Consider the following 16,169-nt stretch of genomic DNA (forward strand, 5'->3'; position numbering starts at 1 on the left):
ACGTCTTCATCCTTTCCGGCGGGTTTCGCCGCCGCGAGCCGCTTTCGCGTCCATCGGTTCGGGCGCAACGCGGAGTCCTTTCAAGCGCATGGCTTCCTCTACAATACGCGGCACGAGTCCGCCAGAGCCAAGCGCGGCGTGTATAACAGTTTGTCGACCGAAGGCCGCGCCCAACTCGTCCGCGGTCAGCCAGCCGATATATCGCCCGCCGTAAGGCGTGCTCAATTTCGTTTTGCCCCGGCCAGAGCCGTCTTCGGCCTGGATCAGGACAGAGGCCTCCTCCATCTGGAGCATGGCCTTCACCTTCTCGTAACCCGCTATGGCTTCCCCCGATTTGCGGGCCAGCGAGATCAGGTCGATCACGCGTCGGGCCAGCATCTGTTCGAGAAGATCCGCCAGGCCGTCAGGAACCTGAACGGGTTGCTTCGCGGCGCGGGAGAAAAGGCCCTTCTTAACGGCTTTTTCCAGCGCGGCGCGGTCAGCAGAGACATATAGGCCTCTTCCGGGCAATTTTCCAGCCAGATCGGGCACAATCCTTCCGTCGGGGCCCGCGACAAAGCGCACGAGCCCGTTCTTCGGTTGCACTTCGCCTGTGACGATGCACTTCCGTTCAGGTCCGTCTTCGCGGTTCGTGTCGCGGCCCCCTCGGGTCAATCGCTTACTCCTCGGCCTCTTCGGTGGCTTCTTCTTCCGTTTCCTCGGAAGACGAAACCAGCTCTTCGGGGTCGACCCAGCCCAGCATCACGCGGGCGGTCATCACCATGTTCTGCGCTTCCTCGAGGTCGATGCCGAACTTCTCCAGCAGGCCGTCGTCCTTGACGCGCTGACCGTCCTGGGTGGTCCAGCCGCCGGCCAGCTCCCAGTCGGCGCAGGTGGCGAAGTCCTCGAGCGTCTTCACGCCGTCCTCGGCGAGGGCGACCACCATCTGCGGGGTCAGGCCCTCGAAGGCCAGCAGGGTGTCGTCGGCGCCAAGCTCGCGGGCCCGGGCTTCCGCCTTGCGGGCCTGCTCTTCGAGGTATTCCTGTGCACGGGTCTGAAGCTCCGCCGCGGTGTCCTCGTCCACGCCGTCGATGACCAGCAGTTCGTCCATCTCGACGTAGGCGACTTCCTCGAGGTTGGTGAACCCTTCGGAAACCAGAAGCTGGGCAAAGAATTCGTCGAGGTCCAGCGTGTCCATGAACAGCTGCGTGCGCTCCTCGAATTCCTTCTGGCGGCGCTTCGATTCCTCTTCCTCGGTCATGATGTCGATGTCGAGACCGGTGAGCTGCGAGGCCAGACGCACGTTCTGGCCGCGACGGCCGATGGCGAGCGAAAGCTGCTCGTCCGGCACGACGACCTCGATGCGCTCGGCTTCTTCGTCCAGAACGACCTTCGACACTTCGGCCGGCTGCAGCGCGTTCACGAGGAAGGTCGGCACGTCCTCGTTCCACGGGATGATGTCGATCTTCTCGCCCTGCAGCTCGTTCACGACGGCCTGCACGCGGGAACCGCGCATACCCACGCAGGCGCCGACCGGGTCGATGCCGTTGTCGTAGGAGATCACGGCGATCTTGGCGCGGGAGCCCGGGTCGCGGGCCACGGCCTTCACCTCGATGATGCCGTCGTAGATCTCCGGCACTTCCATCTTGAAGAGCTCGCGCATGAATTCCGGCGCGGTGCGCGACAGGAAGATCTGCGGGCCACGGGTCTCGCGGCGGACGTCCTTGACGTAGCAGCGGATGCGGTCGCCCGGGCGATAGCTCTCGCGGCCGATCTTCTCGTTGCGGCGCAGGATCGCCTCGCCCCGGCCCACGTCGACGATGACGTTGCCGTATTCCTCGCGCTTGACGAGGCCGTTGATGATCGTGCCGGCGCGGTCCTTGAATTCTTCGTACTGGCGGTCACGCTCCGCTTCGCGGACCTTCTGGAGGATGACCTGCTTGGCGGACTGCGCGGCGATGCGGCCCAGTTCGACGGGCGGGACTTCCTCGACGTAGGTGTCGCCGATCTTCGGGTCGGCCATGTACTGCTTGGCCTGCTGGACGGTCAGTTCCGCCTGGTAGTTCTCCAGCTCCTCGTCCTCGACCACGGTGCGGACGCGGGTGAAGGTCGCGCGGCCGGTCTTGCGGTCGATGGAGACGCGGATGTCCATCTCCGCGCCGTAGCGGGACTTTGCCGCACGGGCGAGGGATTCCTCCATCGCCTCGACCACGAGACCGGGGTCGATCATCTTCTCGCGCGCGACTGCCTCGGCGGTCTGCAGGAGCTCCAGCTGGTTTGCAGAGGTGATTGCCATCTCTTATTCCTCCTCGGGCGTGTCGGCCTCGATGTCGTCGTACTTGTTTTCGTCCAGTGCGGCCGTCTTGCGGGCCTTGAGCATCTCGCGGACCAGCTCGTCGGTCATCACCAGCTTCGCATCGGCGAGCCAGTCGAACTGCAGGCCGATCGTGCCCTCGTCCACGTTGATCAGAACCTCGGAGCCTTCGACCCCGGCCAGGATACCACGGAACCGCTTGCGGCCCTCTATCAGTTCGTCGGTTTCCAGCTTGGCTTCATAGCCTTCATACGTGTCGAAATCCTTGAGCCGCGTCAGCGGGCGGTCGATCCCCGGAGAGGAGACCTCCAGCGTGTAGGCTTCGACGATCGGATCCTCGACGTCGAGCACGGCGGATACGGCGGTCGATATCGCCGCGCATTCGTCGACTTCGATCCCGCCCTCGGGACGTTCGGCCATGATCTGCAGCAGCGGCGTGTTGCCACCCTGCAGGCGGATGCGGACAAGTTCGAACCCCATGTCCTCGATGACCGGGGCGAGGATCTCGGCAAGGCGCATGTCCATGCCGGTCTTTGCGATCATATTGGTCATTTCTATCGGGCCTTTCGGGCGCAGAAACAAAAAAGCGGGCCAGCGGCCCGCTCATCTTATCGGTGGGCGCTGCGGCCTCGCGGCCCCAGCTCCTCGCTGTTGAGGGCGATATAGGCGAGCGCGGCGCGGGACGCAAGCGGATTCGCTGCCGCGGCCGCGGAGGGGGAGCTCCGCCCCCCGCCTTCGGCTCCCCCCGAGGTATTTTCGCCAAGATGAAGACACGGGCGCGTCTCCCCTTCATCTTGGTCCAAATACCTCGGGGGAGCCCACGCAGTGGGCGGGGGCGGAGCCCCTTTCAGGTCATGACATCCGGCGCGGCCCGGCCGGACCGTTCCTTGAGGCCGGTCAGGTCGTCCACCGCCGCGGCGATGGGGGCGAGCGCCTCCTGCGTCTCGATCGTCAGGTCGCCGTCCGGGGCTTCGTAGCGTTCGAGGTAGACGCGGATCGTGGCGCCCTCGGTGCCGGTGCCGGAGAGGCGCATCACCGCCCGGGCGCCGTCGTCGAAGAATACGCGCATGCCCTGGTTGTGGCTCACTGAGCCGTCGACCGGGTCGGTGTAGGAGAAGCTGTCGATCTTCTCGATCCCCGCGGGCAGCGGGCCGTCCGCCTTGGCCTCGAGGTCGGCCATGATGCCTTCGGCAATGGCGCTGTCCACGGCTTCGTAGTCGTGGCGGGAGTAGTAGTCGCGCCCGTAGGTCTGCCAGTGGTCCAGCAGGATGTCCTTCACGCTCATCTTGCGCTTCGCAAGGATGTTGAGCCAGAGCAGCACCGCCCAGAGGCCGTCCTTCTCCCGCACGTGGTCGGAGCCGGTGCCTGCGCTTTCCTCGCCACAGAGCGTGGCCTTTCCCGCATCGAGCAGGTTGCCGAAGAACTTCCAGCCGGTGGGGGTCTCGTAGGCGCCGATGCCAAGCTTGTCGGCCACGCGGTCGGCGGCGCGGGAGGTGGGCATGGAGCGGGCGACCCCGGTCAGGCCGCGCTCATACCCCGGGGCCAGCGGCGCGTTGGCGGCCAGCACCGCAAGGCTGTCCGAGGGGGTCACGTAGATCCCCTTGCCGAGAATCATGTTGCGGTCGCCGTCCCCGTCGGAAGCGGCGGCGAAGTCAGGGCCATCCTCCGACATCACCATATCGACCAGCGGCTTGGCCCAGATCGGGTTGGGGTCCGGGTGGCCCTTGCCGAAGTCGACCGATGGGACGCCGTTCAGCACGGTGCCTTCGGGCGCGCCCAGCCTCCCTTCGATGATCGCCTTGGCATAGGGGCCGGTGACCGCATGCATCGCGTCGAAGCGCAGGGTGAATCCGTCCGCGATCAGCGCCCGGATGGCGTCGAAATCGAAGAGCGTCTGCATCAGCGCCGCGTAGTCCGTCACCGGGTCGACGATCTCGACCGTCATGCCGCCCAGCGTCGTTTCGCCGATGGCCGAGAGGTCGAGGTCCGCGGTGTCCAGCGTGTAGTATTCCGTCAGCGTCTGCGTCTGGTCGAAGATCGCCGCCGTCACCCCTTCGGGTGCGGGGCCGCCGTTCGAGATGTTGTACTTGAGGCCGAAATCCTCGTCGATGCCGCCGGGGTTGTGGCTGGCCGACAGGATCAGCCCGCCGTCGGCGCCGCGCACCCGGATCAGGTTCGACGCGGCAGGCGTCGACAGCAGCCCGCCCTGTCCGACGATGGCCCTCGAAGCGCCGCCCGCGGCGGCCATGCGCAGGATGGTCTGGATGGCCTCGGCGTTGAAGTAGCGCCCGTCACCGCCGATGACGAAGGTCTTGCCCGCGCAGCCGCCGATGGCATTGAAGATCGCCTGGACGAAGGCCTCGACATAGCCCGGCTGCATGAACACCCGGGTTTTCTTGCGGAGCCCCGAGGTGCCGGGTTTCTGTCCCTCGAAGGGCGAGATCGGTTTGGTCACGGGTGTCATCGGGCAAAGTCCTTTCCGTTCAATCCTCAGCCGCCGGCGTGCTGTCCGACTCGGGCCTTTGCGGCAAGGTATCGCGAATCTGCGCCGCGTTGGCCAGTTCCGCCACAGGGACGGGCAGCCGGCGGCGCCAGTTGGGGTGTTGGTCTATGGTTCCGGGGAGGTTCTGTGCCTCCACCTGACCCAGAAGGTCGTCGAGTTGCAGCGCGGTCAGGACGCTCGGCCCGTTCAGGAGCGCGCCGTGGATGGCGCGGGCGATCTGCGCGGGGCCCGCGTCGAAGGGGATGTTGCACATCTCGCGCAGCCCGGCGCGCTGGCTTGACCGCTGGTCCAGCCGGGCGCGGGTTTCAGATTCGGACTGCCAGCCCATGGTCTGCCACCAGCGGATGTCGGTGCCGTACCAGAAGCCCCGGAGCGTCGGCGTGTCATGCGTCCCGAAGCAGGCCAGCGCGTGCGGGCGCAGGTCGGCGGCGGGGACAAGCGTGCCGTCGTCGTGGGTCTCGTACTGCCAGACGGAATAGGACAGCAGACCGGCGGCGTTCATCCGTTCGCGGAAGCCTGCAGGCACAAGCCCGAGATCCTCGCCGATCACGAGGCAGCCGGTGCGCCGCGCCTCGATGGCGATGACCGACAGCAGGGCGTCGAACGGCTGGGTGACATAGCCGCCCGGACTGCCGTCCTCCGGCTGCCAGTAGGCGCGCAGGAGGCCGAGCGCATGGTCGATTCGCAGGATGCCCGCGCGGGACATCAGGCGGTGCAGCATGTCGCGCAGGGGGTGGTAGCGGTTGGCGGTCAGCCGCTTCGGCGCATGCACGGCCAGGTTCCAGGACTGTCCTTCGGGGTTCAGGTAATCCGGCGGCGCGCCGATGGAGACGCCAGTGGCCACCGTTTCGGGGTTCATCCAGCTTTCGGCGCATCCGGGCCGCGATCCGACCGCGAGGTCGAGGTAGAGCCCGAAACCCATGCCCGCCGCCTTGGCGCGCCGTTGTGCGGTCTTTGTCTGAGTCTCGGCCTGCCATTGCGCCCAGGCGTGAAAGCGGGCGCGGGTGCGCGCGGCCTTCGTCGCCTCGGGGCCGGGTTTGCGCAGGCGGGCGGGCCAGGTGCGGCTGTCCTCGCCGAACTGTTCGCTCAGCGCCTCGTAGGCGGCGAAATCGGAAAGGTCCGGGTGCGCGGCGAGGTAGGCGTCGAAGTCCGGGTCGCCCTCGAACGCGGCATAGGCGGCTTCCAGTCCGGCGCGATGCTGCTTTCGGAAGGCGATGTAGTCGATCAGCTCGGCAGGGGGTGTCGGCCCGAGGCCCGGCACCGCGATGTGGTCCGTGCTGAGGAAACCGCGGTGCGTGGGCGAGTAGGGGGAGAGCATGTCCACCGCCGCCCAGCCAAGGGCGTGGATGGGATTGATCCCGAGGAACTGCGATCCCATCGGTGCCAGGGCCTCGGCGGCCTCCGCGAGGTCCGCGTAGGAGCCTAGCCCGCCGTTGCGATCCGAGCGGAACCCGTAGAGCGCGCCGACGACGCCCCAAGCGCGCGGCACGCCCGCGAGGTCGGCGACAGAGGGGGCACCGGAGGCGGGACGCACGAGGACAAAGACCTCCTCCGTCCAGCCCTGCCCCTCGCCGTTCAGCACGTAGTAGCCGAAGGGCAGGGGCGGGATCGGCTCGGTCGGCCCGCCCGATGCCCGCTCCGTTCCGTTTTCATCCGCGACCGTCCACTCGCAGGCCACCGGGAGGGAATGGCTTTCCCCCTCCGTCAGGAGCAGCTCGGCAGGCAGGTGCCGTGCGGCTTCGGTCGCGCGCAGGGCGGTGAGCGCCTCTGTCGCCTCCGATTCGGAAGACACGGGGGTGCCCGTGGCGCGCAGCAGGGCGGTCAGGGTTTCGGGCGCCGCGGTCAGGTAGCGCCCGGACAGGTCGTGGAACCCTGGATGGATGCCGTTCGCCTCGGCCAGCGCGCGGAGCGCTTCGGTCATGCCTCGGCCTCGACGGCGGCAAAGGCCGACAGGGAGCAGCGCGGAACGGTGATCTTCGGCTCTGCGATGTCCAGCGGGCTTTGCAGGTCGGTGGAGGTGTCGATTTCCCGCCGCCAGTGGCGCGGGGCGATGTCGGGAAGCTCCAGCTCCTGATCGGCGTTCTCCCGGTTGAAGGCCAAGAGCAGCGTGTCCGGAGAGGCGTCGCCCTCCGGGTTCTCGGCGGAGCCGCGCAACAGGATACAGAGCGACGACAGGCCCGGGTCGCGCCAGTTCAGCGCAGAGCCGTCGAAGGCCCGCCATTCCACGTCCTTCGTCCCGTCCGACCGGGTGGCACCGTGCAGGAACCGGCTTTGACCAAGCGTCGGGTGCCCCTTGCGGACGGCGGACAGCGCGGCGGTGAATTCGATCAGGTTGCCGTCCATCGCCTCCCAGTCGAGCCACGAGGTCTCGTTGTCCTGACAGTAGGAGTTGTTGTTGCCGTTCTGGCTGTTTCCGCCCTCGTCCCCGGCCAGGATCATCGGTGTGCCCTGGGAGAGCATGATCGTGGCCAGCATGTTGCGCACGCGCTGACGGCGGGCGGCGTTGATGTCGGCGTCGTCGGTTGGCCCCTCGACCCCGAAGTTGTCGGAGAAGTTGTCGTGGTGGCCGTCGCGGTTGTCCTCGCCGTTCGCCTCGTTGTGGCGCTCGGTGTAGGCGGTGACGTCTGCAAGTGTATACCCGTCGTGTGCAGCGCCGAAGTTGACCGAGGACCAGGCCCTGCGACCGCGCGTGTCGAACAGGTCCGCGGACCCGAGGATCGCGCCGCCGAGATCCTGCGCCGCCCGTGCGTCGCCCCGCCAGAAGCGGCGCAGCGTGTCGCGGTAGCGGTCGTTCCATTCCGCGAACTCCGGGGGGAACTGGCCCAGCCGGTAGCCGCCGGGGCCGATGTCCCAAGGCTCGGCGATCAGCTTCACGCCCGAGAGAACCGGGTCCTGCCGCAGCGCGTCCAGGAAGCCGCCGTGCCGGTCGAAGCCCTGCGGTTCCCGCGCCAGCGTCGTGGCAAGGTCGAACCGGAAGCCGTCGACGCCGTAGGCCTGCACCCAGAACCGCATGGAATCGAGGATCAGCCGCAGCACGAAGGGGTGCGAGCAGTTCATCGTGTTCCCGGTGCCTGTGTCGTTGACATAGTACCGGGGCTGGCCGTCCAGAAGGCGATAGTAGGAGGCGTTGTCGATGCCGCGGAACGACAGGGTCGGCCCGTTCTGGTCGCCCTCTGCGGAATGGTTGTAGACCACGTCGAGGATCACCTCGATCCCGGCAGCATGGAAGCGGTCCACCATGTCGCGGAAACCCTTTACCCCCGAGGGGCCGAGGTAACGCGGCTCCGGCGTGAAGAAGGCGACGGTGTTGTAGCCCCAGTAGTTGGTCAGGCCACGCTCCAGCAGGACGCCCTCGGGCTTGAGCGCCTGCACGGGCAGCAGTTCCACCATGGTGACGCCCAGCTTGGTCAGGTGTTCGAGCATCGCGTCGGAGGCCATGGCGTCGTAGGTCCCGCGCTTTTCCTCCGTGATCATCGGGTGGGTGATCGTGGTGCCCTTCACATGGGCCTCGTAGATCAGCGCATCATCCCAGCCGCGCCGGAGCGGGCGTGCGTCCAGCGGGAAGGTATCGGGGTGAGAGACGACCGACTTCGGCACGAAAGGCGCGGAATCGCGCTCGTCGAAGCTCAGGTCGTCGCTGCCCGGCGTGTAGCCGAACATCGCGGGGTCCTGGGTGAACCCGCCATGCAGTTCGCGGGTGTAGGGGTCCAGGAGCAGCTTGTTCGCGTTGAAGCGGTGGCCCCGGTCGGGGGCATAGGGGCCGTCGACCCGGTAGCCGTAGAGCTGGCCCGGCGCCAGTCCGGGGACGTAGCCGTGCCAGATCGCACCGGAGCGTTCGGGCAGGTCGATGCGATGGGTCTCCGTATCGCCGTCCTCGGAAAAGAGGCAGAGTGTGACCTTGTGGGCGTGGTCGGAGAACAGGGCGAAGTTCACCCCCTCGCCATCCCAATGGGCGCCCAGACGGTTGGGGCGGCCCGGTCTTGTCGCGTATGTGTCGGTCATGATGCGGTGAGGATCTCGTAAAGGGTGACGTAGGATTTGGCGGACTCCTCCCAACCCACCGGATGACGCATGGCGGCACGCATCATCTCTTTCCAGACGCCGGGCTGCGCATAAAGTTCCATCACCCTGTCGAGCGTCGCCGAGATCGCCTCGGGCGTGACCTCGTCCATGACGAAACCCGTTGCGGCCTTGACCGCGAGGGCGGCGGCATTGGCGTCGATCACCGTGTCAGCAAGACCGCCTGTACGCGCCACGACCGGCAGCGTGCCGTAGCGCAGGCCGTATAGCTGCGTCAGCCCGCAGGGTTCGAACCGGGACGGAATCAGGATCGCGTCGGCGCCGCCCTGCATGAGGTGCGAGAACGCCTCGTCATAGCCGATGTAGGTGCCGACCTTGCCGGGGAAGTCCTGCGCCGCCTTGGTGAACGCGGCCTCCAGCCCCGGTTCGCCGGTGCCCAGCACGGCGAGTTGTCCGCCCGCCTCCACGAGGTGCGGGATAGAGGCGGCCAATGCGTCCAGCCCCTTCTGTTCGGTCAGCCGGGAGATGACGCAGAACAAAGGGCCGTCGTGGTCGGGGTCCAGCGATAGACGCTCGGCCAGCGCCGCGCGGCTTTGCCGCTTGTTCCGGGAATTTCTCGCGTCGTAGGGCGCGGGCAGGGCGGCGTCGTCCCCGGGATTCCAGACGCCGGTGTCGATGCCGTTCAGGATGCCGGTCAGGCTGTCTGTCCGGGCCTGAAGCACGCCCTCCAGACCCATCCCGAACCGCGGGGTCAGAATCTCGCGCGCGTAAGTCGGCGAGACGGTGGTGACGTGGTCTGCATAGACCAGCCCGGCCTTCAGGAAACTAACGTCGCCGTAGTATTCGAGGCCGTCGGCGTGGAACCAGTCGCGCCGCAGGCCCAGCTCGTCCAGCACATGCGCGCCGTACCGGCCCTGAAAGGCGATGTTGTGGATGGTCACCACGGTCTTAGGCACCGTGCGGCCGGTCTGTTTCAGATAGACCGGGGCAAGGGCGGCCTGCCAGTCGTGGGCATGCAGCACGTCCGGCGTCCAGCCCGCCAGCCCGTCGAAACAGATGCGCGCCGCCGCCTGCGCGAGGCTGGCAAAACGGCGGTGGTTGTCGTGCCAGTCGAGGCCGTCCGGTCCGTTGTACGGCTTGCCCGGGCGGTCGAAGAGTTGCGGCGCGTCGAGCAGGAGCAGCGTCAGCCCCTCTGCCTCCACCTGTACCAGCCGTCCCGTGCCCCCCGGCAGATCGCCGAAGGTCGCCACCTCGATCCCCTTGGCCAGCAGCGGGAACAGCGCGGGATAGGCCGGCAGCATCACCCGCGCATCCACGCCCGATGGTGCCAGCGCGCCGGGCAGCGCGCCGACCACGTCCGCAAGTCCCCCCGTCTTGACGAAGGGGGCGCATTCCGAGGTGACCATCAGGACGTTCATGCGAGGCTTACTCCAGGGCGTCGATCATTTTCTGGGTGACAAGGCAGATGCCGTTTTCCGTCCTGCGGAAACGCTTGGCGTCCAGTTCCGGATCCTCGCCGATGATGAGGCCCGGCGGAATCTTCACGCCGCGGTCCAGGACCGCGTTCTTGACAAAGGCCCGGCGCCCGACCTCCACGTAGGGCAGGGCGACCACCCCTTCGAGTTGCGAGAACGAATGCGTCCGGCAGCCGGTGAACAGCAGACAGCGATAGAGCGAAGAGCCCGACACGATGCAGCCGCCCGCCACCATTGAGGACACCGCCTGCCCGCGGCGGCCTTCCTCGTTGTGGATGAACTTCGCCGGCGGCACGAGTTCCGAATAGGTCCAGATCGGCCAGTCGGTGGCGTAGATGTCCAGCGCAGGGTCGAAGTCGGTCAGGTCGATGTTGGCCTTCCAGTAGGCATCGACCGTGCCGACGTCGCGCCAGTAGGGTTCGCTCTCCAACCCCGACATCACGCAGGATCGGCTGAACGGATGGGCATAGGCACCGCCCTCGGCCACGATCGAGGGAATGATGTCCTTGCCGAAGTCGTGCTCCGACGCATCGTCGGGGCGGTCCTTTTCGAGGATCTCGTAGAGGTACTCCGCTTCGAACACGTATATCCCCATGGAAGCCAGCGACCGGGTGTCGTCACCGGGCATGGTCGGCGGATCGGCGGGCTTCTCGACGAAGCTGAGGATCTTGTCGGACTTGTCCACGTCCATGACGCCGAAGCCCTTGGCCTCTTCCTTCGGCACCTCGATGCAGCCGACCGTGACCTTGGCCCCGGTCTTCACGTGCTGCTCGATCATGTAGGAATAGTCCTGCTTGTAGATGTGGTCGCCCGCCAGGATCAGGATGTACTTCGGCCCGTAACCGCGAATGATCGAGATGTTCTGCGTGACCGCGTCCGCCGTGCCCTTGTACCAGTTCTCCTCGTCCAGCATCTGGGAGGCGGGCAGGATGTCGAGCCCCTCGTTGCGCTCGGCCCGGAAGAAGGACCAGCCGCGCTGCAGGTGACGGATCAGGCTGTGCGCCTTGTACTGGGTCGCGACGCCGATGCGGCGGATGCCGGAGTTCACCGCGTTGGACAGGGCAAAGTCGATGATCCGTGTCTTGCCGCCGAAGTAGACAGCGGGCTTGGCCCTGACGTCCGTCAATTCCTTCAGGCGACTGCCTCGCCCGCCGGCCAGCACATAGGCCATGGTCTGCTGCGCGAGACTGAATCTGTCGTTGTTCATCGTTTTCCCCCCTTGAAGGTTCTCTTCCGGCCGTCAGCTCCCCGTTCCGGTCCCGGAGTATTTGAAGAACACCGTGGCCAGCGGCGGCACCGTGATCTCTATGGAGTTGCTGCGCCCGTGCGCCGACACCTCTTCGGAGGTGCAGCCGCCCGGGTTGCCCTGCCCTGACCCGCCATAGACCGGCGCGTCGGTGTTCAGGACCTCGTCCCAGTGGCCGTCGCGGGTCACACCGATCCGGTAGCCGTGGCGCGTGATCGGCGTGAAGTTGGCGACCACCAGCACGGGCGCACCGTCAAGGCCCTGACGGGTCCAGGCAAAGATGCTGTCCTCGGCGTTGCCGCCATCTATCCATGTGAAGCCGTCGGACCGGGCGTCCAGTTCGTAGAGCGCGGGCGCGGCGCGGTAGAGCGCGTTCAGGTCCCGGACCAGACGCTGCACACCGGCGTGCGGCGCGTAGTCCAGAAGGTGCCAGTCGAGGCTCCGGTCGTGGTTCCATTCGCCGTACTGCGCGAATTCGCAGCCCATGAAGAGCAGCTTCTTGCCGGGATGCCCCCACATGAAGCCGAGATAGGCGCGCATGTTCGCAAATTGCTGCCATTCGTCGCCGGGCATCTTGCCGAGCAGGCTGCCCTTGCCGTGCACCACCTCGTCATGGCTGATCGGCAGGATGAAGTTCTCCGAGAAGGCGTAGTGCAGCCCGAAGGTCATCTTGTCGTGGTGGTACTTCCGGTTGATCGGGTCCTCGGCCATGTAGCGCAGGGTGTCGTTCATCCACCCCATGTTCCACTTGAAGCCGAAGCCGAGGCCGCCGGTGTCGGTCGGGGCCGAAACGCCGGGAAAGGCGGTCGATTCCTCCGCGATGGTCATGATGTCGCCATGGGCGGCATAGACCTGTTCGTTCATGTGCCGCAGGAAATCGATGGCTTCGAGGTTCTCGCGTCCGCCGTGCTTGTTCGGCACCCACTCGCCCGCCTTGCGGGAATAGTCGCGGTACAGCATGGAGGCCACGGCATCCACGCGCAGCCCGTCGATGCGGTATTCGTCCAGCCAGAACTTCGCGTTGGCGATCAGGTAGTTGGCAACCTCCGCCCGGCCGTAGTTGTAGACCAGCGTGTTCCAGTCGGGGTGGTAGCCTTCCTTGGGGTCCGCGTGCTCGTAAAGCGCGGTGCCGTCAAAGCGGCCAAGGCCGTGGCTGTCGGTCGGGAAGTGTCCCGGAACCCAGTCGATGATGACCCCCAGCCCCGCCTGATGCGCGGCGTCGATGAAGGCGCGGAAATCGTCCGGTTTGCCGAACCGGGAGGTCGGCGCGAACAGTCCGACGGGCTGATACCCCCACGATCCGCCGAACGGATATTCGGAGATCGGTGTCAGTTCGATATGGGTGAAGCCCATGTCGGCGGCGTAGGCCACCAGCTGTTCCGCATGTTCGCGGTAGGTCAGGGGGCGGTCGCCATCCTCCGGCACGCGCCGCCAGCTTTCGAGGTGCACCTCGTAGACGCTGATCGGCTTGTCGTAGCGCTGACTGGCACCGCGGCCTTCGACCCAGCCCGCGTCGTTCCATTCGTAGCCCGACAGGTCGCGCACGACCGAGGCCGTCTTGGGCGGCAGTTCCGACCCGAAACCGACCGGATCGGCCTTCAGCGGCATCAACGCACCGTCGCGGTTCAGGATCTCGTACTTGTAGACCGTGCCGTCACCCTCTCCGGGGAGGAAGATCTCGTGCACGCCGGTCTGGCCGCGCCGGCGCATCACGTGCCGCCGTCCGTCCCAGTTGTTGAAGTTCCCGACGACCGAGACGCGCCGGGCGTTGGGCGCCCAGACGGCGAAATGCGTGCCCTTCACGCCATCATGTTCGGTCACATGCGCGCCGAGCGCCCGCCAGAGCTGCCCGTGGGTGCCTTCGCCAAGGAGGTATTCGTCGAGTTCGCCCATGACCGGCCCGAAGGCGTAGGGGTCTTCCTCGACCCAGGTCTCGTCCGCCTCCGACATGCGGAGCGTGTAGGCGAAGCGGTTCTTGCGGCGGGGGATCGCCCCGGCGAACAGATCGTCGCGCACCCTTTCCAGCGTCGCGGCGGCGCGGCCGGTCTTGCGGTCCAGCACCTCCACCGCGGCGACGCCCGGACGCAGCACGCGGACGACGATGCTGCCGTCCACGTCGTGCATCCCGAGAACGGAAAACGGGTCGGCGTGCTGTCCGGACAGCAGCCGGTCCGCGTCCGCAGGTTCTATCAAGTTCATTCGGCGGCCTCCTCCCCGGCGCCGAGGCGCGATCCGACATGCCAGATGTCGCGCGCATACCCCTTGATCGTCCGATCGGAGCTGAAAAAGCCCATCGACGCCGTGTTTACCAACGCCATGGCAGCCCAGTTTCGGGCGTTCTTGTACGCCTCGTCGGCGCGGCGTTGGGTATCGTAGTAACTGTCGAAATCGCATGTCACGAGGAAATAGTCGCTGTCATAGAGCATCCCCACAAGCCCGTGATAGCGACCCTGGTCCTGCGGGCAGAAGCGGCCCTCGACGATCTGGCCAAGCACGCGCTGCAGGCGCGGCGAGGCGTCGATGGCGGCGCGGGCGTACCCGGGCTGCATGCGGCGCTCCATGACCTCCTCGGCGGTCAGGCCGAACAGGAAGAAGTTCTCCGGCCCGACATGTTCGCGGATTTCCACGTTCGCGCCGTCCAGCGTGCCGATGGTCAGCGCGCCGTTCAGGGCGAACTTCATGTTACCGGTGCCCGAGGCTTCCTTGCCGGCGGTGGAGATTTGTTCCGACAGGTCGGCGGCGGGGATCAGCACCTCTGCCATGGTGACGTTGTAGTTCGGCGGATAGACGACCTTCAGCAGGTCCTTCGTGATCTCGTCCGAGTTGATGACCGCGGCCACGTCGTTGATCAGGTGGATGATCTCCTTGGCGACGTGATAGCCGGGCGCGGCCTTGCCGCCGAAGATCTTGACCCGCGGTGTCCAACCGGCATCCGGGTGCGCCCGCATTTCGTTCCAGAGCGCCACCGTTTCGAGGATGTTCATCAGCTGGCGCTTGTATTCGTGTATGCGCTTGATCTGCACGTCGAACATGGCGTCCGGGTCGATGGAGATGCCCATCGTCTCCGTCACCCAGTTGGCCAGCCGCACCTTGTTGGCGCGCTTCGCCGCGACGAATTCCTCCTTGAAGGCCACGTCGCCGGTGCGCGACTTGAGCTTTGACAGGAGGTCCAGATCGGTGACCCAGCCGTCGCCCAGTTCGCGGGTGATCAGCCCGGACAGCGCCGGGTTGCAGGTCTTCAGCCAGCGGCGCTGCGTGATGCCGTTGGTCTGGTTCACGATGCGCTGCGGGTGGATCCTGTGCAGGTCGTGGAAGACGGTCTTCTTCACCAGATCGGTGTGCAGCGCGGAGACGCCGTTGACCTTGTGCGCCATGATGAAGGCCAGTTCGCCCATGTTCACGTTGCCATGGTCGAGGATCTTCGGCGCGCCCTCGTGGCGGCGCAGGTGGTCGGCGTCGATCTCGCGGATGATTTCCAGATGGCGGGGCAACACGCGCCCGAACAGCCATTCGGGCCAGCGTTCCAGCGCCTCCGGCAGGAGCGTGTGGTTGGTGTAGCCAAGGCAGCGGCGGGCCAGCGCGATGGCTTCGTCCATGCCGAGGTCGTGCTTGTCGACCAGAAGACGGACCAGTTCCGGGCCGGCAATCGCCGGGTGCGTGTCATTGAGCTGGATCGCGGCGGCATCTGGCAGGGTACGGATGTCGGAATGGGTCGACAGGAACCGCCGCAGCAGGTCCTGGATGGAGGCGGAGGTGAAGAAGTACTCCTGCTTCAGGCGCAGTTCCTTGCCGGTCTCCGTCGTGTCGTCGGGATAGAGGACGCGGCAGATGGTGCGCGCCAGCGCCTCCGACCGGCCGGCGGCGAGGTAATCGCCGCGGTTGAAGCTGGCGAGGTCGAAGACCTTCGTGGGCATCGCCGCCCAGAGTCGCAGCGTGTTGCCCCAGCGCCCTTCCCAGCCGATAACCGGCGTGTCGTAGGCGGTGGCGATCACCGTCTCCGAAGGGTGCCAGTGCGCCTGGCCGTCGTGATGCTCCACGTGGCCGCCGAAGCTGATCGGGTACTGCACCTCGGGACGTTCGAATTCCCAGATGTGGTCTTGCTGGAGCCATGTCTCCGGCCGTTCGACCTGCTGACCCTCGACGAAGTCCTGCTCGAAAAGCCCGTGCTCGTAGCGGATGCCGTAGCCCATCGCCGGAATGCCGAGCGTCGCGAGGCTGTCCATGAAACAGGCCGCGAGCCGCCCGAGACCGCCGTTGCCGAGCGCCGCGTCGGGTTCGTCCTTCACGATGGTTTCGTAATCCTGACCAAGCTCCTTCAGCGCGGCCTTCGCCTCGTCGACCAGCCCGAGGTTGGAGGCCATGTCCTCCACCAGTCGCCCGATCAGGAACTCCATCGACAGGTAATAGACCCGCTTCGCGCCCGAACTGTAGGCCTCCTGCGTGGAGGGAATCCAGTTGTCCACCATCCGGTCGCGCAGGGCACGGGACAGCGCCATCCGCCAGTCGTAGACGGAGGAATGCTCCGCGTCCTTGCCAAGGCCGTAACGCAGATGGCGCAGGATTTCGTCTTTCATGGGAGAGGTCCTCGGCGGTGTTTCATTGTTTCATTCAACACTAGCTTGGACGACCGGC

10 protein-coding genes are annotated in these 16,169 nt (G+C 66.4%); all 10 read right to left on the minus strand.

Features of this window, described 5'->3' with window-relative positions; all coding sequences use genetic code 11:
* Nucleotides 1-6: 6 nt before the first annotated feature.
* A complete protein-coding gene (locus QNI11_RS22515; protein ID WP_283981875.1) occupies nt 7-654 on the minus strand; it encodes an RNA-binding protein in 648 nt (215 codons plus the stop codon).
* Nucleotides 655-658: 4 nt separating this feature from the next.
* Nucleotides 659-2,275, minus strand: coding sequence for a transcription termination factor NusA (nusA, locus tag QNI11_RS22520; RefSeq protein ID WP_100928893.1), 1,617 nt, complete (start codon nt 2,273-2,275; stop codon nt 659-661).
* A 3-nt stretch (nt 2,276-2,278) separates the two neighbouring features.
* Nucleotides 2,279-2,845: a ribosome maturation factor RimP gene (rimP, locus tag QNI11_RS22525; protein WP_100928894.1), complete on the minus strand. Its 567-nt coding sequence runs from the start codon at nt 2,843-2,845 to the stop codon at nt 2,279-2,281.
* Nucleotides 2,846-3,140: 295 nt separating this feature from the next.
* On the minus strand, nt 3,141-4,757 hold the full coding sequence (locus QNI11_RS22530; RefSeq protein ID WP_283981876.1) for an alpha-D-glucose phosphate-specific phosphoglucomutase: 1,617 nt from the start codon (nt 4,755-4,757) through the stop codon (nt 3,141-3,143).
* 19 nt (nt 4,758-4,776) lie between these two features.
* Nucleotides 4,777-6,717: a 4-alpha-glucanotransferase gene (locus QNI11_RS22535; RefSeq protein WP_283981877.1), complete on the minus strand. Its 1,941-nt coding sequence runs from the start codon at nt 6,715-6,717 to the stop codon at nt 4,777-4,779.
* Nucleotides 6,714-8,798, minus strand: coding sequence for a glycogen debranching protein GlgX (gene glgX, locus QNI11_RS22540; protein ID WP_283981878.1), 2,085 nt, complete (start codon nt 8,796-8,798; stop codon nt 6,714-6,716). Before glgX ends, QNI11_RS22535 begins: the two co-directional genes overlap by 4 nt.
* Nucleotides 8,795-10,234, minus strand: coding sequence for a glycogen synthase GlgA (gene glgA / locus QNI11_RS22545; protein WP_283981879.1), 1,440 nt, complete (start codon nt 10,232-10,234; stop codon nt 8,795-8,797). The genes glgX and glgA overlap by 4 nt, the downstream gene beginning before the upstream one ends.
* A gap of 7 nt (nt 10,235-10,241) precedes the next feature.
* Nucleotides 10,242-11,498, minus strand: coding sequence for a glucose-1-phosphate adenylyltransferase (gene glgC, locus QNI11_RS22550; protein ID WP_100928899.1), 1,257 nt, complete (start codon nt 11,496-11,498; stop codon nt 10,242-10,244).
* 33 nt (nt 11,499-11,531) lie between these two features.
* Nucleotides 11,532-13,736: a 1,4-alpha-glucan branching protein GlgB gene (gene glgB, locus QNI11_RS22555; protein WP_283981880.1), complete on the minus strand. Its 2,205-nt coding sequence runs from the start codon at nt 13,734-13,736 to the stop codon at nt 11,532-11,534.
* Nucleotides 13,733-16,111, minus strand: a complete 2,379-nt coding sequence (locus QNI11_RS22560) for a glycogen/starch/alpha-glucan phosphorylase (RefSeq protein ID WP_283981881.1) — start codon at nt 16,109-16,111, stop codon at nt 13,733-13,735. Before QNI11_RS22560 ends, glgB begins: the two co-directional genes overlap by 4 nt.
* Between the last annotated feature and the right edge of the window lie 58 nt (nt 16,112-16,169).

The organism is Sagittula sp. MA-2, from assembly GCF_030126985.1.
Lineage (GTDB): Bacteria > Pseudomonadota > Alphaproteobacteria > Rhodobacterales > Rhodobacteraceae > Sagittula.

Bases quoted from the DNA above. Each gene is read 5' to 3' on its own strand.
- nusA (WP_100928893.1), bottom strand. From the start codon at position 2,275: ATGGCAATCACCTCTGCAAACCAGCTGGAGCTCCTGCAGACCGCCGAG.
- rimP (WP_100928894.1), bottom strand. From the start codon at position 2,845: ATGACCAATATGATCGCAAAGACCGGCATGGACATGCGCCTTGCCGAG.
- QNI11_RS22530 (WP_283981876.1), bottom strand. From the start codon at position 4,757: ATGACACCCGTGACCAAACCGATCTCGCCCTTCGAGGGACAGAAACCC.
- QNI11_RS22535 (WP_283981877.1), bottom strand. From the start codon at position 6,717: ATGACCGAAGCGCTCCGCGCGCTGGCCGAGGCGAACGGCATCCATCCA.
- glgX (WP_283981878.1), bottom strand. From the start codon at position 8,798: ATGACCGACACATACGCGACAAGACCGGGCCGCCCCAACCGTCTGGGC.
- glgA (WP_283981879.1), bottom strand. From the start codon at position 10,234: ATGAACGTCCTGATGGTCACCTCGGAATGCGCCCCCTTCGTCAAGACG.
- glgC (WP_100928899.1), bottom strand. From the start codon at position 11,498: ATGAACAACGACAGATTCAGTCTCGCGCAGCAGACCATGGCCTATGTG.
- glgB (WP_283981880.1), bottom strand. From the start codon at position 13,736: ATGAACTTGATAGAACCTGCGGACGCGGACCGGCTGCTGTCCGGACAG.
- QNI11_RS22560 (WP_283981881.1), bottom strand. From the start codon at position 16,111: ATGAAAGACGAAATCCTGCGCCATCTGCGTTACGGCCTTGGCAAGGAC.